The 24,001-nt window shown below is 56.4% G+C and carries 26 protein-coding genes and 1 pseudogene; 9 read left to right on the top strand and 18 right to left on the bottom strand.

Annotated elements, in window-relative coordinates; translation table 11 throughout:
* Positions 1-13: 13 nt before the first annotated feature.
* From D9980_RS02570 to D9980_RS02555, 4 genes are all read right to left on the bottom strand, one after another.
* Positions 14-325 (bottom strand): AzlD domain-containing protein, encoded by a 312-nt coding sequence (locus D9980_RS02570; protein WP_021805142.1) that lies wholly within the window; start codon positions 323-325, stop codon positions 14-16.
* Positions 322-1,029 (bottom strand): AzlC family ABC transporter permease, encoded by a 708-nt coding sequence (locus D9980_RS02565; RefSeq protein WP_024485883.1) that lies wholly within the window; start codon positions 1,027-1,029, stop codon positions 322-324. The genes D9980_RS02570 and D9980_RS02565 overlap by 4 nt, the downstream gene beginning before the upstream one ends.
* 70 nt (positions 1,030-1,099) lie before the next feature.
* Entirely contained in the window at positions 1,100-1,945 is an 846-nt protein-coding gene (locus D9980_RS02560; protein ID WP_370454283.1) for an AraC family transcriptional regulator, read from the bottom strand.
* 30 nt (positions 1,946-1,975) lie between these two features.
* Positions 1,976-3,430 carry an MFS transporter gene (locus D9980_RS02555; protein WP_121606306.1) on the bottom strand — a complete coding sequence of 485 codons (1,455 nt, stop codon included), beginning with the start codon at positions 3,428-3,430 and terminating at the stop codon, positions 1,976-1,978.
* Positions 3,431-3,533: 103 nt separating this feature from the next.
* Between D9980_RS02555 and D9980_RS02550 the strand changes: the two genes are divergently transcribed.
* Both D9980_RS02550 and yedA read left to right on the top strand, forming a co-directional pair.
* Complete coding sequence (locus tag D9980_RS02550; RefSeq protein WP_121606305.1) at positions 3,534-4,187, top strand: metalloregulator ArsR/SmtB family transcription factor; 654 nt, start codon at positions 3,534-3,536, stop codon at positions 4,185-4,187.
* Between the two features lie 141 nt (positions 4,188-4,328).
* Positions 4,329-5,243: a drug/metabolite exporter YedA gene (gene yedA, locus D9980_RS02545; protein WP_121606304.1), complete on the top strand. Its 915-nt coding sequence runs from the start codon at positions 4,329-4,331 to the stop codon at positions 5,241-5,243.
* A gap of 116 nt (positions 5,244-5,359) precedes the next feature.
* On the opposite strand, the gene D9980_RS02540 is transcribed toward yedA, so the two are convergent.
* On the bottom strand, positions 5,360-5,566 hold the full coding sequence (locus D9980_RS02540; protein ID WP_121606303.1) for a hypothetical protein: 207 nt from the start codon (positions 5,564-5,566) through the stop codon (positions 5,360-5,362).
* A 243-nt stretch (positions 5,567-5,809) separates the two neighbouring features.
* Between D9980_RS02540 and D9980_RS26815 the strand changes: the two genes are divergently transcribed.
* A complete protein-coding gene (locus D9980_RS26815) occupies positions 5,810-5,986 on the top strand; it encodes a hypothetical protein (RefSeq protein WP_164721870.1) in 177 nt (58 codons plus the stop codon).
* A gap of 6 nt (positions 5,987-5,992) precedes the next feature.
* On the opposite strand, the gene D9980_RS02535 is transcribed toward D9980_RS26815, so the two are convergent.
* From D9980_RS02535 to D9980_RS02505, 7 genes are all read right to left on the bottom strand, one after another.
* Positions 5,993-6,775, bottom strand: coding sequence for a phosphate/phosphite/phosphonate ABC transporter substrate-binding protein (locus D9980_RS02535; protein WP_121606302.1), 783 nt, complete (start codon positions 6,773-6,775; stop codon positions 5,993-5,995).
* Positions 6,776-6,780: 5 nt separating this feature from the next.
* Positions 6,781-7,551: an ABC transporter permease gene (locus D9980_RS02530; RefSeq protein WP_121606301.1), complete on the bottom strand. Its 771-nt coding sequence runs from the start codon at positions 7,549-7,551 to the stop codon at positions 6,781-6,783.
* Positions 7,548-8,483 (bottom strand): ABC transporter ATP-binding protein, encoded by a 936-nt coding sequence (locus D9980_RS02525; protein WP_121606300.1) that lies wholly within the window; start codon positions 8,481-8,483, stop codon positions 7,548-7,550. Before D9980_RS02525 ends, D9980_RS02530 begins: the two co-directional genes overlap by 4 nt.
* Positions 8,480-9,634 (bottom strand): ABC transporter permease, encoded by a 1,155-nt coding sequence (locus D9980_RS02520; protein WP_024485895.1) that lies wholly within the window; start codon positions 9,632-9,634, stop codon positions 8,480-8,482. The genes D9980_RS02525 and D9980_RS02520 overlap by 4 nt, the downstream gene beginning before the upstream one ends.
* A gap of 498 nt (positions 9,635-10,132) precedes the next feature.
* Complete coding sequence (locus tag D9980_RS02515) at positions 10,133-11,062, bottom strand: ABC transporter substrate-binding protein (protein WP_024486419.1); 930 nt, start codon at positions 11,060-11,062, stop codon at positions 10,133-10,135.
* 29 nt (positions 11,063-11,091) lie between these two features.
* A complete protein-coding gene (locus D9980_RS02510) occupies positions 11,092-12,123 on the bottom strand; it encodes a fatty acid desaturase (protein ID WP_121606299.1) in 1,032 nt (343 codons plus the stop codon).
* A gap of 163 nt (positions 12,124-12,286) precedes the next feature.
* A complete protein-coding gene (locus D9980_RS02505) occupies positions 12,287-13,180 on the bottom strand; it encodes a LysR substrate-binding domain-containing protein (RefSeq protein ID WP_121606298.1) in 894 nt (297 codons plus the stop codon).
* Positions 13,181-13,319: 139 nt separating this feature from the next.
* On the opposite strand from D9980_RS02505, the gene D9980_RS02500 reads away from it, so the two are divergent.
* The 3 genes from D9980_RS02500 (at position 13,320) to D9980_RS02490 (ending at position 16,468) form a co-directional block, all read left to right on the top strand.
* The gene (locus D9980_RS02500; RefSeq protein ID WP_121606297.1) at positions 13,320-13,964 is read left to right on the top strand and encodes a hydrolase; all 645 of its coding nucleotides are present in this window, start codon (positions 13,320-13,322) and stop codon (positions 13,962-13,964) included.
* Between the two features lie 75 nt (positions 13,965-14,039).
* Positions 14,040-14,585, top strand: a complete 546-nt coding sequence (locus D9980_RS02495; protein ID WP_121606296.1) for an antibiotic biosynthesis monooxygenase — start codon at positions 14,040-14,042, stop codon at positions 14,583-14,585.
* Positions 14,586-14,596: 11 nt separating this feature from the next.
* Positions 14,597-16,468, top strand: a complete 1,872-nt coding sequence (locus D9980_RS02490; protein WP_121606295.1) for an amidohydrolase — start codon at positions 14,597-14,599, stop codon at positions 16,466-16,468.
* A gap of 102 nt (positions 16,469-16,570) precedes the next feature.
* On the opposite strand, the gene D9980_RS02485 is transcribed toward D9980_RS02490, so the two are convergent.
* Positions 16,571-17,701: a Gfo/Idh/MocA family protein gene (locus tag D9980_RS02485; protein WP_121606294.1), complete on the bottom strand. Its 1,131-nt coding sequence runs from the start codon at positions 17,699-17,701 to the stop codon at positions 16,571-16,573.
* Positions 17,702-17,956: 255 nt separating this feature from the next.
* On the opposite strand from D9980_RS02485, the gene D9980_RS02480 reads away from it, so the two are divergent.
* The gene (locus tag D9980_RS02480; protein ID WP_121606293.1) at positions 17,957-18,469 is read left to right on the top strand and encodes a DUF523 domain-containing protein; all 513 of its coding nucleotides are present in this window, start codon (positions 17,957-17,959) and stop codon (positions 18,467-18,469) included.
* On the opposite strand, the gene D9980_RS02475 is transcribed toward D9980_RS02480, so the two are convergent.
* Positions 18,440-18,862, bottom strand: a complete 423-nt coding sequence (locus tag D9980_RS02475; protein WP_024486424.1) for an NUDIX hydrolase — start codon at positions 18,860-18,862, stop codon at positions 18,440-18,442. The two genes, D9980_RS02480 and D9980_RS02475, sit on opposite strands and share 30 nt — an antisense overlap.
* 94 nt (positions 18,863-18,956) lie before the next feature.
* Between D9980_RS02475 and sseA the strand changes: the two genes are divergently transcribed.
* Both sseA and D9980_RS02465 read left to right on the top strand, forming a co-directional pair.
* Complete coding sequence (gene sseA, locus D9980_RS02470) at positions 18,957-19,817, top strand: 3-mercaptopyruvate sulfurtransferase (protein ID WP_121606292.1); 861 nt, start codon at positions 18,957-18,959, stop codon at positions 19,815-19,817.
* A complete protein-coding gene (locus tag D9980_RS02465) occupies positions 19,798-20,343 on the top strand; it encodes a GNAT family N-acetyltransferase (RefSeq protein WP_238393678.1) in 546 nt (181 codons plus the stop codon). Before sseA ends, D9980_RS02465 begins: the two co-directional genes overlap by 20 nt.
* Here the strand turns inward: D9980_RS02465 and D9980_RS02460 are convergent.
* The 4 genes and pseudogenes from D9980_RS02460 to phnE (D9980_RS02445) all read right to left on the bottom strand — a co-directional run bounded on the left by D9980_RS02460 (position 20,338) and on the right by phnE (D9980_RS02445) (position 23,757).
* Positions 20,338-21,276, bottom strand: coding sequence for a cation diffusion facilitator family transporter (locus D9980_RS02460; protein ID WP_121606291.1), 939 nt, complete (start codon positions 21,274-21,276; stop codon positions 20,338-20,340). The two genes, D9980_RS02465 and D9980_RS02460, sit on opposite strands and share 6 nt — an antisense overlap.
* A gap of 136 nt (positions 21,277-21,412) precedes the next feature.
* Positions 21,413-21,877, bottom strand: coding sequence for a DUF1456 family protein (locus tag D9980_RS02455; RefSeq protein ID WP_021180467.1), 465 nt, complete (start codon positions 21,875-21,877; stop codon positions 21,413-21,415).
* Positions 21,878-22,007: 130 nt separating this feature from the next.
* A pseudogene (gene phnE / locus D9980_RS02450) lies at positions 22,008-22,894 on the bottom strand (phosphonate ABC transporter, permease protein PhnE).
* Entirely contained in the window at positions 22,894-23,757 is an 864-nt protein-coding gene (phnE, locus tag D9980_RS02445) for a phosphonate ABC transporter, permease protein PhnE (protein WP_024486430.1), read from the bottom strand. Before phnE (D9980_RS02445) ends, phnE (D9980_RS02450) begins: the two are co-directional and overlap by 1 nt.
* Between the last annotated feature and the right edge of the window lie 244 nt (positions 23,758-24,001).

Genomic DNA, 24,001 nt, shown 5'->3' with positions numbered 1-24,001 from the left:
TGTGGGGCGTGGGTTACAGCAGTGTACGTAGCAGAATAAACATCAGCATACTCAACACCACGACCGCCAGCGTATTACGCAGGAAAACGGCCAGAACAATGGCGAACACGGCTCCCCATAGATAAGGGTTTTCGGGCAGTGCACGCCACTCATCCCCGTTGAAAGCGATGATTGGTCCGCAGATGGCGGTCAGTACTGCAGGTACCGAGAAGCTCAACAGGGTCCTCATCCGTTGCGATAAGCGCACCGGCAGGCCAGGTGCCAGGAAACAGTAGCGGTTGAAGAAGACGATCACGCCCATCAACACAATGGTCAGCCAGATCATTCTTTCCCCCTGCTGCACAGCAGCCCAACCAGCATCGCCACCACGGTGGTAATAATCAATGCCCCAGGCACTTGATAATGGTGCAAACCAATCGACAGCACCAGGGATGTCAACACGCAGGCCAGCACCGGCAGATTACGTACCAGCGGCACAATGATGGCGATAAAGGTCGCGGCGATCGAGAAATCAAGCCCGTAGCGATCCAGATCGATGCTGCTGGCCGCCACTACGCCGAGCAAGGTGGCAAAGAACCAGCTCAAATAGAACGCCAGCCCTGCCCCCAATGCATACCAACGGTTAAAGCGTGCCGGGCCATGATCGCCGGTCAGGGCAAACAGCTCATCGGTCAGCAAAAACGCCAGTGCGACACGCCATCTCAATGGTAGCGGAGCAATACATTCCCGCAGGCGCAGGCCGTAGAGGAAGTGCTGGGCGGTGACAAAAAAAGTAGAAATCAGGATCGCCAGCATACCGGCACCGGTCTTGATCATCCCCATAGCCACCAGTTGGGAGGCCCCGGCAAAAACAATCGCCGACATCCCCAGCCCCTCTGCCGCCGTCAGGCCACTCTGGATCGCCATTGACCCTGCCAGGATCCCCCAGGGCAATACCGCCAGGCACAGCGGCAGGATCGCCACAGCACCCTGCAAGGCCGGGCGCAGGCGCAACGTTGGCGGCTCCGTGAGTGTTGATTGGTAAGTCATTATTTTCTCCTTCGAACGAAGGAGTAGAATAGCGCAGGAAAGAGGGCGAGTATTGTATCCGCTTGCGTATTTATCTCAACGATTTGACGTAGTCACCGGGCGTCACGCCGATGGACTTGCGGAAATGACGGTGGAAATGGCTCTGATCGTGAAAACCGCAGGCCAGTGCCGTTTCCAGCACGCCATTGCCCGCCTTTAACAGCTGGCGCCCTTTACGTAAGCGCGCCTGGATCTGATAGGCATGGGGCGGCAAACCGGTCGCCTGTTGAAACTGACGCAACAAATAATAAGGACTCAGCCCGGCTTTCTCTGCCAATTCCAGCAGGGAAATATTGGCCTCGGGGAAATCATCCAGGAAGGCTTTGATCCGCGCTATCTGGCTTTGCGCCTTACTTTGGGTGGCAGGCTCTATGCGGCTTTTGCCGTGGCGCAGCATTAACCAGGTCAGCGCCGAAAACACCAATGTCTCTTTCACTAGGCGGTTTTCGTTACTGCGCATCATGCCAAAGGCTAAGCGTAATTGCCCGGCGAGCCCGGCATCCTGCACCACTGGATTAGGGAAATAGGGCGCGGCCCCGGCGACGGTTTTCAGATCGCGGGATAAGAAGGCCAACAGCTCCGGTTTGGGGTACATGGCCTGATAGGACCAGCCGTCTTCGCTGGCAGAGCTACCGGTATGGATATCATCGGCGTTGACCAGGATCACACTGCCCAACGGCGCGACATGCTCGCCGCCGGTACGGTAAAAACGCTGGGCCCCCTCGTCAATCACGCCTACGCAGAAACCCTCGTGACTGTGGCGGGAGAAGGTCTGGTGGCGATAGGTGGCCTGCAACACTTCCAGCCCGCCGAGATCGTCGACGTGCATGAAATTAGCCTGTTCCTGACGCCCTTTCCGGCTCATGCTCTTCGCCATACTAACCTTCCCCGCTGAATGAAAAGCATTCTAGCACTCACCTGAACCAGGCGTTTGTACAAAATTGCTCGGATCCTCGGCTGGCTGGCTAATGGCCGCACTGCGCCAGGCGCTGTAGATCGCCAACAGCGGAGCCAAGGCAAACAGCAGGAACAGCCAATGAGCAGCGGAGGCCGCACCCTCAATGCCACCCGGCGTGGTAAATCCGGCCAGGTTGGTGACCATCCCCGCCAATGCCGCGCCAAACGCCGTGGCGAACAGTTGCACCGTGGTAATGGAAGCCCCGGCGATATCTTTATCGGCCTGAGGAGCCACCTGCAAAATGCGCGTCAGCAAGTGCGGCCAACCAAAACCGATCCCGAAACCGACCAACGTCAAAGCCAGCACGATCGGCGCCAGTGCCTGCCAGTGGCCATTAGAGGGAATAGGCATCAGTACCGCCAACCCCAGCAAACCAAGCAGCACCAAAATCGGCCCGCTGATGATCGCCAAACGGATCCCTACCCCGCGCCAACCGGAGCTGAGGATTTCCGACAGGGTCCAACCCGCCGCCATAGTGGCAGCAATATAGCCGGAAATCAGCGGTGACTGACCATGCAGAGTTTGTAGGAAATAAGGCACAAAGATCTCGCTGGTCATGCCGATCACCAACAGAGTTACCGTAGCGTACAGCGAAGCCAGAGCCGAACCACGACGCAATGCCTGATATGGCAGCAGGCGGGCGCGGGAATGTCCCTCACGCCGGATTAACCCAATCAACAACAGCAACGCCAGCACGATGCCGCCCACGTTTAACCAACCGCTATCTGCCAGGCTGCCAGCCGATACCACCAATACCGCGCCAGCCAGCAGCAGCAACTGCATCAACGGTAACGGCGTTGGCCGCTGCTGCGGTTTACCTTTGGGCAGGATACGGAACGTAAAGGCGGCGTACAGCACCATGATCGGCAACAGAATACCGAACGCCCAGCGCCAGGCGTTCAATTCGGCAAAAATCCCGCCGACGGCAGGGCCCACCAACGTGGCAATCCCCCACATCGCGGAGATTAGCGCCATGGCGCGTGGCCAGAGTTTCTGTTCAAACACCAGGTTAATCATCGCGTAGGACAGTGCAAAGATCAGGCCGCCGCCAAACCCCTGTACCGTGCGGCCAATCAACATCACCGGCATGGAGGGGGCCAGCGCACACAGCATCGCGCCCACGATGAAGAACAGCGACGCCACCAGATAAGCACTACGCGCCCCGTAGCCACTCAGCAAACGTGCCGACAGCGCCGAGCCTAAGATCGAGGCCACCACAAACAGGGTGGTGTTCCAGGCATAGAGATCCAACCCACCGATGTCCTGCACCACTGACGGTAAAATGGTGGTCGCCACCAGAATATTGATCGCATGCAAGGCGACGCCGAGCGACAGTGCGATGGCACTGGCGGCATTTTTGCCGGAAAAGAGATCGCTCCAACGGCTATTATCATCGGTTATCACGGTTATCGTCCTGTTTTCAGAGGAATGGCATTGAGTTGATCTTGCTATTAGGCTAAATTTAACAAGCAATATCTTGGAATAATTAAGGGCGAGGCGCTGTAATATGTCAAGAATTAACTTGGAAAATGGCGAATGCACCGCACATTCGGTCAGTGACCGCTTGCTGAAGCTGTTGAAAACCCACGGTCCGCAGCAAGCCTCAGAAGCGGGAAAAGTCCTCGGCACCACCGGTGAAGCAGCTCGTCAGCAATTCGTCAAGCTGGCAAAAGAAGGCCTGGTGGAAGCCAAGGCCGAAACCCGCGGCGTTGGCCGCCCGGTACAGCTCTGGCAGTTGACCGCAGCAGGTAACGCCCACTTTCCCGACGCCCATGCCGAATTAACCGCCCAACTGTTACGCACGGTGCGTGACAAACTGGGTGAACAGGCGATGGACCTGCTGATCGACAGCCGAGAGCAGGAGACCCGAATTAATTATAAACAGGCGATGATCGGTGCAGCCGATTTACGTGAACGTGTTGCTCGTCTGGCGGCCATCCGTTGCCGTGAAGGGTATATGGCCGAGTGGAGCGAAGAAAAAGACGGCGCGTTTCTATTGGTGGAAAACCACTGCCCCATCTGCAGCGCCGCGGCGGTATGCCAAGGATTTTGCCGCGCCGAGCTGAACGTATTTACCGAGGTGCTGCAAGCCAAGGTTGAGCGCAGCGAACATATTCTTACCGGTGCCCGCCGCTGCGCCTACCAGATCTCTCAGTCGTAATTCCTTGATTGTAGGCCAGGGACTGGCAGCCTCCCCCGGTACCACGACACGACTAAACGGGTAGAAAAGCATTGCTTATCGGCCATGCCTTAAGGTTTACTGAGTGTCCTAACGATTTTTCACCCTATCGAATAAAAACCCATGCTGAGCCAACAAAATCGTCATCTCCTGCCGTTAATCGGGGCGCTGTTTACGTTATATATTGTCTGGGGATCGACCTACTTCGCTATCCGAGTGGGAGTGGCAAGCTGGCCTCCCTTGATGATGGCGGGCATTCGTTTTCTGATTGCCGGTATCATTCTGTTCGTTTTCCTGTTGCTGCGGGGACATGCCCTGCCCACTCTGAAACAGTGGGTCGCCGCTGGCACCATTGGCATTCTGTTGCTGGCCGTGGGTAACGGCCTGGTCACGGTTGCCGAGCATCAGGATGTGCCCTCAGGCATTGCCGCGGTGATGGTCGCAACGGTTCCGCTGTTCACCCTCTGCTTCAGCATGTTTTGGGGTATCCGCAACACCAAGCTGGAATGGACCGGCATCGCCCTTGGACTGGTGGGCATTGTGTTGCTCAACACCGGCAATAACCTGGTGGGTAACCCGACCGGCGCGCTGTTAATCCTGTTGGCTTCCGCCAGTTGGGCCTTTGGTTCGGTACTCGGCTCACGCATTTCGCTCCCTGCCGGGCCAATGGCCGGTGCCGCAGAAATGCTGGTGGCCGGCGTGGTGCTGACCATCGCCAGCCAACTGAGCGGTGAGCATTTGGATAAAATGCCCACCTTCAGCGGCTTTATAGCGCTCGGTTATCTGATTGTTTTCGGTTCAATGCTGGCGATCAGCGCCTATATGTTCCTGCTGAAAAACGTACGCCCGGCTGTAGCGACCAGCTATGCCTATGTTAATCCGGTGGTGGCGGTGCTGCTCGGCGTCGGCTTTGCTGGCGAATCCCTGGGTCCGCGCGAGTGGCTAGCGTTGGTGATTATCGTCTCGGCGGTGGTATTGGTGACGCTGGGTAAATACCTGTTTGCCCGCCCGGCCAAGGTGCAACCAGCCGTCAAGTAAAGCATTACTCCTAACTTCTCCCCAAGGGGGAGGTTAGGTCTGCTAGTTGTTATTCCAGCCTCAGCCTAACCACTAATGAATAATAAACTCGGGGGTCACTAGACCTACCGCCGATGTTAGTGGCGGATTTGCGCCAAATCGTCCGCGGAAAGACCGGTCAACTTCATTACCATGGCACGATCAAAGCCTTCAGCCAGCATGGAACTCGCTATTTCCAGCACGGTTTCCCGCCCTTTTTCCATGCCTTGCTCAATGCCTTTTTCCATGCCTTGCTTAATCCCTTTCTCGAAACCTTTTTGCTCGAGATATTCTGCAATAGTCATCAATTCCTCCTCATGCCGCGGCGCGCGTCTGGCCAACTCACGGATCAGGCTACCATAACATTATGAGCGAATGGGTTCTGAATCCGCCTCGCAAAACCTTTGAACCTCAGTTGCGAACCTGATCCTGCCCAAAAAGACCAGAGGATCGGTGCAGTCCGCATACCCCCAATTAAACGAGTGTTGTTTCACCCGGGGAAGGGGCTATAATTCCCGCTGTTCTGGACAACCTGCGAAATAATCATTATGCGGAAAAAAGCGTTCCTCATCGTCATCGCCTTATGTGCCTTCGGCTCTCTGAGCGGCGTGTTCCTGGCCGGGCTGAATATGTACACCCGTTCCACCACGCCACAAGAAGAGACCACTACCACCAACGATGCCGCTACCGATAGCGCTCCAACGGCCACTATCCAAGCGAAATAACCCGCTTTATAACGCCGTGACGCCAGCGTTGGCCGCTAGCCTTTCAAGCTCGGCCACCCGCTGATAAGCGGCACGCGACACCAGGCTAAAATCGCCGATCAGCAGGCTTTCACTGGCCGTATGGTTGACCATGGCGCTGGCCGCGGTGCGCAGGATTGCCAATTGTGAGTCTGGCGTTCCAGCCGCCGTGATCAACGGCAAGCCCGGTACCGCAGCGGTACGGCCAATAATCTTCAGCCCAGTAACGGCCTGTGGCCGTGCGCGTTTCAACAGGGCAAAGCTGATACAGTCGATAGCCGCAATATCCGCCAGCCCCTCTAGGATCATCTCCAATGAGCGATAGTGGCTGCCAGAGGCGATCGCCTGGCGGAAAAACCGCCCTTCTCGCGCCAACGGTGCAATCAAGGCTCGCAGGCTGTTATACCCCGACTGTGAATCACGGCTGTTATACGCCACCACGCGATCGCGAAAATCTTCCAGACGGTCAGCCGGTTCATCCTCACGCACCACCAGCCAACTGCTGTAGTTCGCTCCGCTGCAACCCTCCACGCGGTAATGGTAAGTGCCCACCAGCTGTACCTGTGGTAACACCGTCACCAATGGATAACCACAAGTCTGGCTAAGTAGCAGATCCGGCCGTTGCCAGTGTTGCGGCAAATCCTGCGGCCAACTCAGCGTCTGGGGAACCTCCGCCATACCCAGTTGCTGCAGCTTATCGCGTAGCGCCTGCCAGAACGGTTCCACCTGTTGGTGGCTAACGCCGTACATCGGTAAAGAGACTATCGCCATGGAAGTTACCCCGCAGAAGATGAGACAGTCAGCCGTTGCTGACGCCAGGCGGTGAGGTAGCCTACCCAGCGTTCGAACAGCATGTCGGTAATGATCGCCAACAACGCCACTACCACCGCTCCCTGGATCACATACGCCGTATTGAAGCCGCTCAGGCCAATAATGATCGGCGTTCCCAGCGTTTTGGTGCCTACCGTCGAGGCTATCGCCGCCGTGCCGATATTGATAATCACCGAAGTACGGATCCCCGCGACGATCACCGGGGCCGCCAACGGCAACTCAACGCGCCACAAAACTTGCCAGCGGCTCATCCCCACCCCTTGAGCCACTTCACGTGTACCCGCCGGAACCGACTCTATCCCGGTCAAGGTGCCTTGCAGGATCGGTAATAAACCATACAGCACCAGCGCAATAATCGCTGGCTGTTCACTAAAGCCCATTACCGGTACCGCCACCGCCAATACCGCGACCGGTGGAAAAGTCTGCCCAACGGCAACCACGGTTTCCACCAATGAGCGAAACTCCCTCCCGGCACCACGCGTCACCGCAATGCCAGCGCTTACGCCAATCATTACCGCAATCAGGCTCGATACGGCTACCAGCGATAAGTGCGCAACAACCAGCGAGAAAAAGCTGTCCTGCTGATACACCGGCCGCTCCAACTGTGGGAACCAAGCGGCAAACAGGCCGTGCAGATGGTTCATGCCGAAGACCAACGCCACTAGCAGAGCAAATGTCCACGGCAGCGGATCGCGCCACCAGCGCGTGATATTCATGATAGCGCCTTGTGTGTAATCAAATCGCTGAAATGCAACACGCCAAGCGCTTGCCCCTGTTCGTCAACCACCGGCAAACGTTCGCTGCCTCGGGCAACAAACACCGACAGCGCCTCACGCAGGCTCATCATGGCCTGGATAGGTTCCCCTTCCGCCTCGCCCGGCTGCACCCTTTCGGCTACCGTGCCCAACGCCAACAGCTTGATCCCCCGATCGCTGCGGCCAAAGAAGTCACGCACAAAATCATTCACCGGGTTGGTCAGCAGCTCCAACGGAGTGCCCTGCTGCACCACTCGCCCCTGATCGAGCAGCACGATCCGATCGGCCAGCCCCAGCGCTTCATCGATATCGTGCGTCACCAGTACGATGGTGCGGCCAGAAAGTTGATGAATGCGGGCAATCTCCGCCTGCAACGAGGCCCGGGTAACCGGATCGAGCGCACCAAAGGGTTCATCCATCAGCAACACCTCCGGATCGGCGGCCAGCGCTCGTGCCACCCCAACCCGCTGCTGCTGTCCGCCGGAAAGCTGATGTGGATAGCGGCGGCGGAACAGGTCCGGCTCCAGTTGCAGCAGCTCCATCAGCTCAGTCACCCGATCGCGGATGCGTGCCCGTGGCCACTTCAGCAACTGTGGCACCGTGGCGATATTCTCTTCTACCGTCCAATGGGGGAACAGGCCAATCGACTGGATGGCATAGCCCATTCGGCGGCGCAAATCCTGCGGCTTGAACTTATGGATCTCCTCACCGGCAAACCTGATCTTGCCTTTATCATGCTCGATCAGGCGGTTGATCATCTTCAAAGTGGTGGATTTGCCAGAACCGGAAGTGCCGATCAGCACGGTAAACTCCCCTTCCGCCATGCTTAGCGAGAGATCGTCCACCGCCGGTTTCCCCTGAAAAATCTTGCTTACCCGGTCAAAGTTAATCATCTGGCAGTCACTTCCAACATTGAAATTATGAATTTAAACAGCGAATCGACGATCACCGCCATGGCGATCACCGGGATCACCCCGAGCAGCACCAGATCCAGCGCGCTGCTGAGTAATCCTTGAAACACGATCGCACCAAAACCCCCGGCCCCGATCAGCGCGGCCACCACCGCCATTCCCACGGTTTGCACCGCCAGGATCCGCACGCCGGTCAGGAACAGCGGCAATGCCAGTGGCAGCTGTACCCCAAAGAAAATCTGCCCGCGCGTCATTCCCATGCCGCTGGCGGACTCAATCACGCTGGCGGGCACGCTTTGCAAACCGGCGACCACGCTACGCACCAGCGGCAACAGGGCATAGAGCACCAATGCCACAATCGCCGGGGCCATGCCGATACCGCTGATGCCTAAGTTAGCCAACCAAGGGAGCGCCGCCGCCAGCCCGGCCAACGGGGCGATCAACAGGCCAAACAGCGCAATGGATGGTACGGTCTGGATGATATTCAGCGTAGAGAAGATCGGGCCCTGCCAGCGGGTTGAACGAAAACACAGCACGCCCAACGGCACGCCAATCAGCAGAGCCGGTACCAAGGTAGCCAGCAAGATGGTCAAATGCTGGAGTAACGCAGCGTCAAATACCTCTTGCCGGTTGTGGTACTCCTTCATCAGGGAAAGCTGGTCCAACTGATGGGTAAACAGCAGCAGCGCGGCAGGTAGCATCACCAAAGCGTTACCCAGAATGCGCCACAGGTGCGAGGGAGTGATCCGCGTCATGGCATCTGCGGCGATCAGGCCGCTCAATGCTGCCATTAACGCACAGCCGCTGCTCCAGGAAGTCCGCGCCAACGGCGAGCCTTGCAATGCCAGTTGCTGCGCGGTATAGCCGCTCAACCAAAAGATCATCGCCAATAGAACAGCGGCAACGCAAGCGGTCAGCCGCGCCCGATTGCGCGTGGGGGTCAACAGGCTGAGCACGGCCAACGCCAGTAATGGCAGCAGCAGCCACAGCGCTGGGCCATGCAACAGTGAAATCAGAGAGATACTCTTGCCAGACAGCAGGCGATTAGGGGCATAACTGAGGAACGGCAGGCCAAAGGCCGCAAGCAGCAGCAAAACAAACAGTGTCAGTAATACGCGGTTTTTCAAGACAATAATCAAAATCACTCCCAGGGTCTAATCAGCCAGTTAAGCGCAGAATGCATAGCTACGCGTAAGCTGACGTCCCCTCACCCTAACCCTCTCCCACAGGGAGAGGGGACTGAACGTGCCACAAATGAGCTCCTGCACCTAACCTCAATGCCGCATCCGTTCCATCTCCTGCGGGGAGGGGATTAAACGTTCTAAAGATTGAATCCTGCTCCGTATCGGTTCCCAAAGGAAGAGAGGATTACCCATGCCACAGATTGAATCCTGCCCTTAATGGCTGCTCTATACCAGCCCCCTCTCCCTGTGGGAGAGGGGACTGAACGTGCCACAAGTGGGCTCCTGCACCTAACCTCAATGCCGCATCCGTTCCATCTCCTGCGGGGAGGGGATTAAACGTTCTAAAGATTGAATCCTGCGCTTAATGGCTGCTCCGTACCAGCTCCCTCTCCCTGTGGGAGAGGGTTGGGGTGAGGGGCAATATCAGATTCAGTCGTCAAATCAAGGTTACTTAATCAACCCTTTCTGTTTCAGGTAATTGACCGCTACCTGTTTGGCATCCTGACCTTCTACGGCGATCTGCGCGTTCAACTGCTGCAAGGTTGGGCCGTCTAACGTAGCGAATACCGGTTTGAGCAGTTCGGCGATATTGGCGTGCTGCTGCAGCGTTGCTTCACGAATAATCGGAGCCGGGGCATAGATCGGCTGTACGCCCTGTGGGTCTTCCAACGTTTGCAGCCCCAGCGCAGCTACCGGGCCATCGGTCCCATACGCCATCGCCGCATTCACCCCAGAGGTTTGTTCCGCCGCTGCCTTGATGGTCACCGCCGTATCGCCGCCAGCCAGTGACAGCAACTGATCCTGATTAAGCTTGAAGCCATAAGCATTCTGGAAGGCCGGTAGCGCGTCCGGGCGTTCGATAAACTCCGCCGATGCCGCCAGTTTGAACTTACCGCCGTCGTTGATCCACTTGGCCAGGTCTGCCAGGGTTTTCAGATGGTTGGCCTGCGCCACGTCCTGGCGAACGGCGATCGTCCAGGTGTTGTTTGCCGGGGCGGCATCCAGCCAGACGATTTTGTTCTGGTCATAGTCGAGCTTTTTCACCTTCTCGAACCCGGCCTGAGCGTTTTTCCACGCCGGATCTTTTTCATCGGAGAAGAAGAAGGCACCGTTACCGGTGTATTCCGGGTAGATATCAATCTCGCCGGAGGTGATCGCACCACGCAGTACCTTGGTGGTGCCTAGCTGCAGTTTGTTGGTGGTTTTGATGCCGTTGGCTTCCAGCACCTGCACAATGATATTGCCAAGCAACGAGCCTTCGGTATCAATTTTAGAACCCACGCGTACCGTATCGGCCGCCTGTGCAACACCGCTGGCTCCTGCCAGCACGGTCAAAGCCAATGCCAAAAAACGTGCGCGTAATGGGGTAATAGCCATGCTTTATCCTCTTTGATGATGCTTTCCGGCTATTTCGCCAGATCGATTGGAAAATCCTGCGCGGTATGGGTCCAGCGTATCACATGCTGTTTCCCGACACTCTCCTGTTCAAACGGGTGTACTTCAACGGCAATCGGCGTCACGGCATGATCGACAAACCAGTTGCCATAGCCCTGTACCACAAACCCCTGGCTGCGTTGCCGGTAGGCCTGCTGCTCTGCCAGATAGACTTTTCGCAGCCCATACCAAGGCAAACCGGGTAAATCATGATGCACTAAATGATAGTTCAGATTAAGAAACAGCAGCCGCCACGGCCAAGAGGCCTCATTAATAATAGAACGTGCCTGCGGAGCGTCCACCGCGCGATGCTCGTAAAACGAACGGATCTTGGTCAACCCCAGCGCCGGGTAGCTCACCGCCAGCAGATAAAAGGCGGCAGAAATGCCCTGCGTTTGCAGCCAGGCAAGCAGAGCCACCAACAGTGCACCCTGTACCAGCCACATCGCCAAAGTCCGCAGATCCCCAGCCAGTATGGCTTTCAAGGCATTGGCCAGCGTGGCGGCAATATCCCATGCCGGGCCAAGCGTGACTCGCCCAATCAGGGTGTTACGCACCTTGGCCAACAGAGGCAGCAAAACAGGAAAACGCCGCCACTGCGCCCGGCTGAAATAGTAACTTTCCGGATCTTCGGCAGGTTGGGTCAGATGATCGTCACGGTGATGCTGAATATGGCTGTCGCGGTACAGCCCGTAGGGATACCACACCGCCAGGGGAAGCAGGCCGAACAGTTGGTTGAACCGTGGCCAGCGGGTAGGATGGCCGTGGATCAGCTCATGCTGCAACGAGAGATACCAGGTAGTCGCCAGCGTCAGCAGCGGTGCGCCCAGCCAGGGGCCAAGCTGCTGCCAGTAATGCACCACACCGAACCAACTGCCGTAAACCAGCAGCATAATGCCCCAGGTCGGCAGTTCCAGCCGCCAGACCCATTGCCGGTTAAGCTGTTGGATCCACGCTCGTTGTTCGCCGTGCAGATAGTGGCTATGGGGTTTGTCTGAGGGCATTTTCCGGCTCGCTGAGGCTATTTTTCTCAGTATCGGCGAAGCGGATCGGCGCTCAAAATAACAAAAGTGGTAAAGCAAAGTTAAAAATCAGCATCATGACGTTACGTCTATGAATGACGATCCTAGAAGGCAACAACAGACCTTGCCTTGCCAACCTTCAGAGTCATTCCCCCGTAACGGCATAAGCCTGCAACCGCTCACGCCACCAGAGGCTGGCCAAGCCGGTAGCACTTTCTCGCCAACCGAAATAGGCAGTGTCGCTATCACGCTCTGCTTCCACGCTTTTCGCTACCAACTGGCCGGTTTTCAGATAAGGTTCTGCCAGATAATGAGGCAGATAGCCGCAGCCCAAACCGGCCAACTGCGCCTGCAATTTGGCCTCAAAACTGAATACCGTCAGTTGATCCTGCTCATCCAGCACGTGCAGACTTTGCGGTGAATTCACCCGCGATGAGTCATGAACCACCACTGCGCGATGCTGGCGGATGGTGCTTTTCTGCAACGGTTCCGGCTGGGCGGCCAACGGATGGTACGGGGCGACGGCAAACACATACTCCAACTGCCCTAGCGGGCTAAAAGCATAGCCCGAGCGCGAAGGCGGCTCACAAATCGCACCGATAATAATATCGGCACAGCCGTGTATCAGCGCCTCCCAAGAGCCAGCCAGCACTTCGTGGCTGAAACGCAGCCGGGTGTGGTGGTGATTACGGTAAAACTCATCAATCAGCGGTAGCAGCCGGGCAAAAGGGAACGATGCATCCACCGCCAGGGTGAGATCGCTCTCCCAGCCACTTTCTACATAGCGCGCCTGCTGCTCCAGATCTTGCGCAGCACGCAGCAATATCCGCCCCTTTTCTAGCATCAGCTTGCCGGTAGCGGTGAATTTTGCCCGGTGACCGGAGCGATCGAGCAGCGTGATCGCCAGATCGCTCTCCAGTTTCTGCACCATGTAGCTCAGGGCAGAAGGCGTTTTAAACAGCGCGGCTGCCGCTGCAGCAAATGATCCATGACGATCCAGTGCGTCCAGGATCAATAGCGCTTCCAGATTTAGTCTCACCCCTTTCTCCCATAGATAAAAAAACTTAACAAGAAGGTAAAAATTCTACGCTATCTTTGAAAACGGCACCTACCTACCATTCATTCCATTGATACAGCGCATCCGTCTTATTCACGGTAATACAATTGGAAGGTACATTATGTCGAAGTTTCAACTGCTTGATCCGAAAAATTCCGCACTCATCTTTATCGATCATCAACCGCAAATGGCTTTTGGTGTGGCCAATATCGATCGCCAACAGCTGAAGAACAACGTGGTAGCTCTGGCCAAAGCCGGCAGCATCTTTAATGTTCCCACTATTCTTACCTCTGTCGAAAGCGAAAGTTTCAGCGGCTATATCTGGCCGGAATTGCTGGCGGTGCATCCAGAGCTCACCCCGATTGAACGTACTTCGATGAATTCCTGGGAAGATGCGGCATTCGTTAAAGCCGTGGAGGCCACCGGCCGTAAAAAACTGGTGATCTCCGCCCTGTGGACCGAGGTCTGCCTGACCTTCCCGGCATTGATGGCACTGGAAGCCGGGTATGAGGTTTATGTGGTCACAGACACCTCTGGCGGCACCTCGGTGGATGCCCATGAGCGCGCTATCGATCGCATGGTGCAGGCTGGGGCTGTTCCGGTGACCTGGCAACAGGTGCTGCTTGAGTACCAACGCGATTGGGCACGCAAAGAAACCTACGATGCGGTGATGGATCTGGTACGTGAACACAGCGGTGCCTACGGGATGGGCGTTGACTATGCTTACACTCTGGTGCATCACGCCCCGGCTCGCAGCGGCAAGTAAAACCGCGCAGGGCTCACCTTGACTGACCGCATTAGCCTCCCGGCCGCACGCCGGGGTTTTTCAGGAGCTGGATCCATGTCCCATCAGCAACACGTTACGCTGGTGATCACTCACCATCTGGCTCCCGGCCAGGAACCAGCCTATGAAGCCTGGTTAAAACGCATCATGCCCGATGCCGCCCAGTTTGACGGCCATCTAGGCGTTAACGTCATTCGCCCCTCCGGCAACCAGCAAGCTTATACGGTGCTGGTACGCTTCGATAATCTGGACAATTTATACCGCTGGATCCACTCGCCGCAGCGTCTGAAATATATCGAAGAAGTCACCCCACTGCTGCTGGGTAGCGATCATATTGAGATCCGCCCCGGAGCCGAATTCTGGTTCACACCTGCCAGCGCCAACGTGCGGCCACCGGCCAAGTGGAAACAGTTTTTAATCACCCTGCTGGTGATTTTCCCTTCAACCAATCTGGTGCCCTGGTTTTGGGGCAAGCTGCTGCCGGAACTGAGCGGCACACTGGCTGGACATTTACTCAATGATGCCAGCGTTGTCGCCCTGGTGGTATTCCTGTGGATGCCGTTGGTTACCCGTCTGTTTCATCAATGGCTCACCCGCCATTAAAGGAAAACGCTATGAGTCACAACGCTTCATTGATCATCAGCAACGGTAAATTCCATACTGTCGATCGCGAAAATCCCACCGCTCAGGCCGTGGCGATCAAGGACGGTAAGTTTCTGGCCGTCGGTAGTGAGAACGACGTCATGCAACACGCCGGGCCGGAAACCCAGATAATCGACCTGCAAGGCCATACGGCGGTGCCCGGCCTGAATGATTCACACCTGCACCTGATCCGGGGTGGTTTGAATTACAACCTGGAACTACGCTGGGAAGGCGTGCCTTCGCTGGCCGATGCTTTACGTATGCTCAAGGAACAGGCACTGCGTACTCCCAGCCCACAGTGGGTCAGAGTGGTCGGTGGTTGGACCGAGTTCCAGTTCGCCGAGCGCCGTATGCCAACGTTGGATGAAATCAACGCTGCCGCCCCAGACACGCCGGTATTTATTTTACATCTGTACGATCGCGCCCTGCTTAACCGCGCTGCGCTGAAAGTGGTGGGCTACACCAAGGACACACCAAACCCGCCAGGGGGCGAAATCCAGCGCGACGGCAACGGCAACCCAACCGGAATGTTGATCGCCAAGCCCAATGCCATGATCCTCTACGCCACCTTAGCCAAAGGGCCAAAGCTGCCGCTGGAACAGCAGGTGAACTCCACCCGCCAGTTTATGCGCGAACTCAACCGCCTGGGCCTGACCAGCGCGATTGACGCAGGCGGCGGTTTCCAGAACTATCCCGAGGACTATCAGGTCATCGCGGAACTGCACGAAAAACAACAGCTGACCCTGCGTATCGCCTACAACCTGTTTACCCAACGGCCAAAGCAGGAGTTGGAAGACTTCCAGCTTTGGACGGATATGCTCAAACCCGGCCAGGGAACGGACTTTTACCGCCATAACGGCGCGGGTGAAATGCTGGTGTTCTCGGCAGCCGACTTCGAGGACTTCCTGCAACCTCGCCCGGATTTGCCTGAAGGTACCGAGGATGAGCTGGAACGCGTGGTACGCCATCTGGTGGAACACCGCTGGCCGTTCCGTCTGCATGCCACTTACGATGAATCTATCAGCCGGATGCTGAACGTGTTTGAGAAGGTCAACCGCGAAATCCCCTTTGCCGGTCTGCACTGGATTTTTGACCATGCGGAAACCATTTCTGAGCGTAATATCGAGCGAGTGAAAGCCCTCGGGGGCGGTATCGCCGTACAACACCGCATGGCGTTTCAAGGGGAATACTTTGCCGAACGCTATGGCATCGAAGCCACCAAACAGACTCCACCGGTCGCCAAAATGTTGGCGGCAGAACTGCCGGTTGGACTAGGCACCGACGCCACCCGCGTCGCCAGTTACAACCCTTGGACAGCGCTGTACTGGCTGGTTTCTGGCCGTACGGTCGGCGGTATGGCAATGTATGACGATCAGGCTCGTTTGGATCGTGAAACGGCATTAATGCTTTGGACACAGGGCAGTGCCTGGTTCTCTACCGAACAAGGGAAAAAGGGCCAGATCAAGGTGGGACAGTTGGCGGATATGGCCGTGCTGTCACAGGATTACTTCAGCGTACCGGAAGAGCAGATCAAGGGAATTGAGTCGGTCATGACCGTGGTGGATGGCAAAGTCGTCTATGCTGCGGGCAGTTTCTCGCCGTTCTCTCCGCCGCCGTTACCGGTACTGCCTGAATGGTCACCGGTGGTGAACGTACCGGGGCATTATCGCTCCGCACCGCCCGCAACCACCAGCAAGGTAGGTGCATTAAGCCAGGCACACCAGTGTTGCGGCCCTTGTGGCGTTCATGCTCACCAGCATGACATTGCCCGCCGTTCCAGCATTCCCATCTCCAACGAGAATGCTTTCTGGGGCGCATTTGGCTGTTCTTGCTTCGCGTTTTAACCGTTCAGGGCCTTGCAGGCTGCCAAGTAGGGGCAGCATGCGGCGCCCCTACAGATAACGCATCAGTTGCAGTTTCGTTAGCCGCCTATGCAAGTTACAGAGTCAATCGCGGTTGATATCCAGCCAGCGGCGCTGTTCGGCAGAGGCGGCAATCGCATCCAGCACGCAGGATACCTTCCAGCCTTCCTCGAAATCAGGCCACATCCGATCACCCGCGGCAATGCCATTGACCAGATCGCGGATCTCCACCGTTTTCTGATCGTTAAAGCCGATACCATGCCCGGCGCTGATGCAGAATGCGGCATAATCCGGATGCTTTGGCCCTACCATGATGGTTTTGAAGCCCTGCCGCTCCGCCGGTTCATCATGGCGATACAGTTTCAGTTCGGCCATACGTTCCTGAGTGAAACTCAGGGTGCCCTTGGTGCCGGTCACCACATAGGTCAGACCCATTTTGCGCCCGCAGGCAATGCGTGAGGTTTCTATGGTGCCCATCGCGCCATTGGCAAAGCGCACCAGCGCGCTGGCCTGATCTTCGTTTTCAACTTGGCACATCTTGGCCGGGTTGTTCGGATCGGGCCGCTGTTTGATCAGGGTTTGCATATCGCCCGATACCGCGACAATATGCCCCACCAGATAATGCGCCATGTTCACGATATGCGCCGCCAGATCGCCCAACGCCCCCAACCCAGCGGTGGCTTTGCGGCAGTGCCAGTCGATCGGCGTACGCGGGTCGGCCAGATAATCTTCATTATGCGTACCGTAAAAATGCACCACCTCGCCAATTTCACCGTTGGCGATGATTTCCCGTGCCAACTGGCTAGTTGGGTTTTTCATATAGTTGAACCCAACCAGGGTTTTGACCCCTTTGGCCCGCGCGGCCTGCACCATCTCGGCGGCGTCTTGCGCATTCAGCGCCAGCGGCTTCTCGGAATAAACATGCTTGCCCTGTGCAATTGCCGCCAGGGCCATCTCTTTATGCAGGAAGTTCGGGGCACAGATATCCACCACGTCTATGGCGGGATCGGCCACCAGTTCGCGCCAGTCACCGGTTGAACGAACGAAGCCAAACTCCGCCGCGCGCAGGGCTGCCAGCTCGGGTGTGACCTCCGCCAACATCTCCAACACCAACTCCCCTTTCAGCGGGAACACCGTGCCAGCCTGTGCATAGGCGATAGCATGACAACGGCCAATATAGCCGGTACCGATCAATCCAACGCGCACCTGTTTCATCGTTTTCTCCCTTGCCTTTTTTGGAAAATAAAAATCATTATGTATTTATATGAAATTTAAATTTCATTAACAAGCCGATAATCAACTTTGCCACGGATCCGTGACTGCCCTCATAAAACGCGGTGGATAAAGAACACAGGGTTAGCAAAATAGTGGGGAGGTACGGCTGGTATTAAGCTAAACCGCGCTGCTATTATAAAGCCGCGCGTGTGGGCCTTGATGCCACACTTTCGCCCCCTCAACAGAAGACACCTCATGCCGCCGAAAATCTTGCTCAGTGCCTGCCTGGCCGGTTTCAACGTACGTTATAACGCCTCCAGCAAAACCGTTATCGATACCACCTTACAACAGTGGCAAAAGGAGGGACGATTGGTGGTGTGCTGCCCCGAATTGGCCGCAGGTTTCTCCACGCCGCGCCCACCAGCAGAGATTGCGGTCGCAGCTAATGGCGCTGAAGTGATAGCCAACCGGGCCAGAGTGATCGACGCGCAAGGGAACGATGTTACCGACCAGTATCTGTTGGGTGCCCATCTGGCGCTGGATACCGCTCGCCTGCATGGCTGCCGTTTTGCCCTATTGAGCGATCGCAGCCCTTCCTGCGGGAGCCAGACCATTTACAACGGTGCATTCAACGGTCAAACCCAGCCCGGCAGCGGCGTCACCGCTGAGCTGCTACGCCAACATGGCATCGAAGTATTTTCCGAGCATCAGGTCGACGCGTTAATCGAGCGTGTCCGGTTAGTCGAGCTGGGCCAGACGATCCGCTAGCCGCTGACGCAGATGGGCAATGCCCTGCGGGTGCCGTACAAATTCATCCGCAGGCATCATTTGCCAGCACTGCCCTTCATTACCAAAGCGTATCGCCGCAATTTGTGCGAGGGTGATTTCACCTACCATAAACCAGGTGGGCGGCGAGCCAGGCTTGATCCCGGCGTAACGCTGCTGCCAGACAATTTGCCGGGCGGGCAATAGAATACCGAACTCCTCCTCGGTTTCCCGTTGCACACATTGCACCGGGGTTTCGTCCCCTTCACGTCCGCCGCCGGGCAAGTCCCAGCAGCCGGGCCAGGGGATTGCCGGGTTGTCATCGCGCAGGTAAACCAGCACCTGGCCGCCGTACAGCAAGGCGATTTTCGCCCCGCCAAAGTCTTGGTCAATCATCTGCCCTACCCCCTTTCAAACCGCAGCATACCAATATGCAAGATCGTTGAGGTATAGTGAAAACCTTCTTTGTCCTGACAGGCGAACAATAATCATGAACTCTGCTTTTTTAGTGACCGCACAATGGCTTGAGCAACATATCAACGATGAAAATCTGACGCTGGTTGACGTGCGTATGGCGCCTGTCGGTCAGGTGCCGAAGCAAGACATGTTGGCCGAATTTGAGCGGGGCCATATACCCGGTGCGGTGTATTTCGATATTGACGACGTCGCGGATAAAAATACGACGCTGCCGCATATGCTGCCCACGGCAGAAGCCTTTGCCGCCGCCGCAGGTAAACTGGGCATCAATGACCAACAGACCATTGTTTTCTATGATGGAGGCAATCAGTTCTCTGCCCCACGCGGTTGGTGGACGTTCCGTAATTTCGGCGCACAGCACGTATTCGTGCTTGATGAAGGTTTGCAGGGTTGGACATCACGCGGTAACGCCTTGGAAACCGGCCCCGCACAGCCTACCCCCGCCACCTTCCGCGCGCACTTTAATGCCGAAGCGGTGGTGGATATGCAGCAGGTGGAACAGGCGATGAACGACCAGCGGCAAATCCTCGACGCCCGTGCCGCACCACGTTTCTATGCGCAAGCCCCGGAACCGCGCCCTGGCCTGCACCGTGGCCATATTCCGGGCAGCATCAATATTCCGTATGGCGATCTGCTGGAGAACGGGCGTTTCAAATCACTCGAAGCGCTGAAAAAAACCTTCGATGAAAAAGGGGTCGATATCAACGCCCCCACCATCGTCAGCTGTGGTTCTGGCGTCACCGCCGCCGTGCTGGCCTTTGGCCTGCAATCACTGGGTGCCAAGCAGGTGAAACTCTATGACGGTGCCTGGAGCGAATGGGGTGCATTGAGCGGCAAGCAGCCGATCGCCCAAGATGAGTCAACTGACCACTAACAAAGAGGCTATCGTGTTCACGATCCGTCAAGCGTTGCCCGCTGATTTAGCGACCGTGCGGGAAATCGGGATTGCCAGCTACCTCGCTCACTTTGCTGAACTTTGGCAAAACCAGCAGGAGTTGCAGGCGTTTCTGAGCAAGGATTTTGCCGAACAGGCGTTGGAGCCCTCATTACAAGACCGCGATACCTGCTGGCTGCTTGCTTATGAGGGGAGGACGCCGGTAGGCTTTGCCAAGCTTAATTTCGACAGCCTGCAGGCAGCGACTGCAACCCTCGGGGCCGAGCTGCAGAAGATTTATTTCCTGCCGCAGTTTGCCGGACGCGGCTATGGGGAACGGCTATATGCCGAAGTACAGCGACGAGCCATTGAGAGAGGGCAACCCATCCTGTGGCTGGACGTGCTGAAAAGCAACGTGGCTGGCCAACGCTTTTATCAGCGCCAAGGCATGGCGATCGTGGGCGAGGAAAGCTATACCAGCGTCAGCCAATCCGTGGCCATGTGGGTGATGGCGAAAAACCTATAGCCACTTGGCGTTGTGGGTAAAGGAGATAGTCAGCCAGCGGTGCGGGCTATCTTCACCAATAGCGTCGGCTATCTGGTCACGGATTTTATCCAGCTTGTGTACGCCGCTGTGTTCCATCTCTGGCGGGATCACGATGTGGATCTCAATAAACAGCCCGCGGCCAACACGGGTGGCGTAATTGGAATAATCCAGGAAGCCATACTCCAGCGTCAGCTGCGCCATAATGGCTTCCACCTTGGCATCCAGGCTGTCCGGCGTCATCTGCAGCACTTCCTGAATGGCAGATTTTACCGTTTTGATCGGCACCGGGATCAAGACCAGCGTCAACAGTGCCAGCGCGACAGGGTCGGCATAGACGTTGAGGTGTTCATAACGGGTTCCTTCCATTAGCCAGGAAAGAATAAAAGCCACCAATAACGCCGAACTGATGCAGGCCGACATCAGCCAGCTTTTGTTATCCAGCGCGATCAGTTCCGATTTAACCTGCTTATTCAGCCGGGTTTGCTTAACGTAGAGGGTAAAGCAGAAAAGGCTGACGGTAACGGCATAGACAATCGCCCAGCCCAGCTCGAGTTCACGCCCTCCGTCGGCAATGCCTTTGACGGCGTTCACAAAGGCATACAGACACAGCAACGTCAGTAAACTGCCGTTAAATGCCAGCACCATTGGTTCGACATGCCAAAAACCATACTGAAAACGGCGGCTATGGGGTTGCCCCAGCAGGCGGGACACCAGCAGGGATAATGAACACATGCCTGCATCCAACGCCGAGAACATGCCGTCAAACACGATTGACATGGAACCGCAGACAATCCCAAACACGATCCCGGCACTGGCAATAAACAGCGTGCAGAAGATCGACCTGCGCAGGATTTTTTGTTCTATTGCCGTGCTGGTTAACACCGGTGGCAACGTGGTGGGTGCTGTCGTCATAATTCCCTTATTTCCGTCGGAAAGTTCGGACATGTTCTACCGCCAAGCGGCATCTTACTGAGTATGATCGACAAATGCAGGGGGCACAAAAAAAAAGCGCCCTCGATGAGGACGCCTGATGGCTTGCTACGCGGGATTATGCGCCGCGTATGCGCTGGGTCAGCCCTTTCAGGAAGTAGCGCAGCATCTGATCGCCACATGGACGATAGTTTTTGGTGCCTTCTTTGCGGAACAGCGCGCTCAGCTCAGGCTTGGAGATACGGAATTCCACCGCGGTGAAAATCTGGTGCAAATCGACATCTTTCAGTTCAAACGCCACACGCAGCTTTTTCAGCACCAGGTTGTTGGTGATCGGCAGCTCTACCGCCGGTGCCGGGAATTTATCGTCTTTGCCACGCTTGAAGAACACCAGGCCATTGAGGAAATGAGCCATCACTTCGTCGGGGCAGTTGGCAAAACCCGGCTCGCCTTCCTTGATCATGTAGGTCCCCATGGCTGCGACATCGACGTCAAAACCGTCCAGCTTGACGATCTCTACCATCTTCGCGTCATTAATAGCCAGCATGTAGCGCACGCTGCGCAGCACATCATTGTTAATCATGGAATAGCCTTTCGCTTGTCAATCAGGAGAGGCGTGCAGCGCTGCACACCTTGCATGGCGGCAGTATAGGGATCCGGCGGGGGTTTCTCAATGGAATTTCCACGGGCAAACCAGGGTTTACCCGCAAAGGTTAATGATTTTTCGGGTAAAGCGGAATTTCTTCACCAACGATATATTTGTTACGCAGGATGGCGGAGATCTTGTCCATCAGCATCACGATCACCACCAGGATCAGGGTGATAAACATCACCACGTCCCAGTTCCACAGCCGCATATTCTCGGCATAGACCAGGCCGATCCCCCCGCCCCGACAAAACCGAGCACCGCCGCCGAACGGGTATTGGACTCAATCTGGTACAGGCTCAGCGCCAGGAAAGTCGGAAAGGATTGGGTGAAAATGCCATAACGGTGTTTTTGCAGCCCATTGGCTCCCACCGCCGTCAGCCCACGGCTGGGGGATTTATCCACCGCTTCGTGGCCTTCGGCATACAGTTTGCCAAGCAGGCCGATATCCTGCATCACGATGGCCAACACCCCGGCCAGCGGCCCCATGCCCACGGCACGTACGAAAATCAGCCCCCAGATAGCCATATCGATACCCCGTAGAATATCCAGCAGGCGGCGTACCAGCGTCGCAATTGGCCTTAGAACAGGCGAGGACATCACATTGCGCGCGGCAAGAAACGACAGCGGTAAAGCGAGCAGCGTTGCCGTAATAGTGCCAGCAAACACGATCGCCAGAGTGATAAAGATCTGTTGGAAATAGTAGCCAAACGGCCAGTTGGCAAAGTCATGCCAGACAAACATGCGCATAAAGTAGCGGCTAATCTGTTGGCAACCGTTGGCAAACTGCGGCCAGGAAATGCCAAACACCAGGAAGAAGAAGACGTAATACAACACAATCGCCACGGTAATCATGCCTAGGGTGCGCAGATAGCGCCCTTGGCGTGAGAAGATTTCCGGGTTCTGCTGCTTGAGCTGCTGCAGATTGGTGGCAGAGATCGGCTGAACGGACATTAGGCTTTCCCCTCGACAACGCGTTTACGTAATTCACCGGAGGCGTAATCCAGCAGCGAAACCACCACGATAATCAGCAGCAGCGTCATACTGACCTGATCGTAACGGTCGAGTTTGATATTGGTCATCAGTTCCTGACCTATTCCGCCCGCCCCTACCAGGCCGAGGATGGTCGACTGGCGGAAGTTGATTTCCAGCCGCATAAAGCTGTAGGACAGGAAGATGGGTTTGACCTGCGGCCACAGGCCGAAACGCATGCGCTGTAACGGCGTGGCCCCACAGGCGGCCAGCCCGCGCACCGGCTTGTTGGAGGCGGTTTCGATCGATTCATAGAACAGCTTGGTCAGGCTGCCGATGGTGTGTAGCGCCAACGCCATAAAACCGGGAATGGCACCGATGCCAAACGCCATCACAAACATCACCGCCCAGGCCAGCTCCGGCATGGTACGCAGGAACGCCACCAGCGTGCGGATGGCAAAGCGCAGCGTCGCCGGGCTGTGGGTGTTATTGGCCGCCAAAAAGGCCAGCCCGCCTGCCACCAGCACGGAAAGAATGGTCGCCGCCAGCGCCAGTTGTAAGGTTTCCCAGATCAGCGGTAATTGGATATGTAACCGGTAGCCCCAATAGGCGAAGGAGCCTTCGGTATGACCGTCGGCGAACAGCAGCGGCCAGTGCAGCACCGGGATGGTTTCTGCCAGATAGTCAAAGAAATGGGGGATCGACACCCAGACGGTATGCAGGTTGAACTCGGCGATATTGCCTGCGCCAAGATAAAGCGCTACCAGCCCGAGCGACCAGAGCAGGGTTTCACGCTTCTGCTTACTGCGGATCCGTTGGTAGTAGTGTGCAAAGTCGGTATTCAAAATCGCTTTCCATCTTCTTGTATTGGAGAGTATTGTCCCCTCACCCCTACCCTCTCCCACAGGGAGAGGGAGCTGATGCAGTGTTGCCATCAGGTACAGAGTTCGGTCTTGGGCCCATTCCTACGCAACTCTCTTCGAAGTAGAAGGCGCAGGTTCAGACATGCCAATCCCCTCACCCCTACCCTCTCCCACAGGGAGAGGGAGCGGCCCGGAGCGCTTGGTTAGCCCCCACTACTCCGGAAAG

The organism is Serratia sp. 3ACOL1 (assembly GCF_003668775.1).
Lineage (GTDB): Bacteria > Pseudomonadota > Gammaproteobacteria > Enterobacterales > Enterobacteriaceae > Chania > Chania fonticola.
Note: the sequence above shows the minus strand (reverse complement) of the source record. Positions and strands in the feature narration are given on the sequence as shown.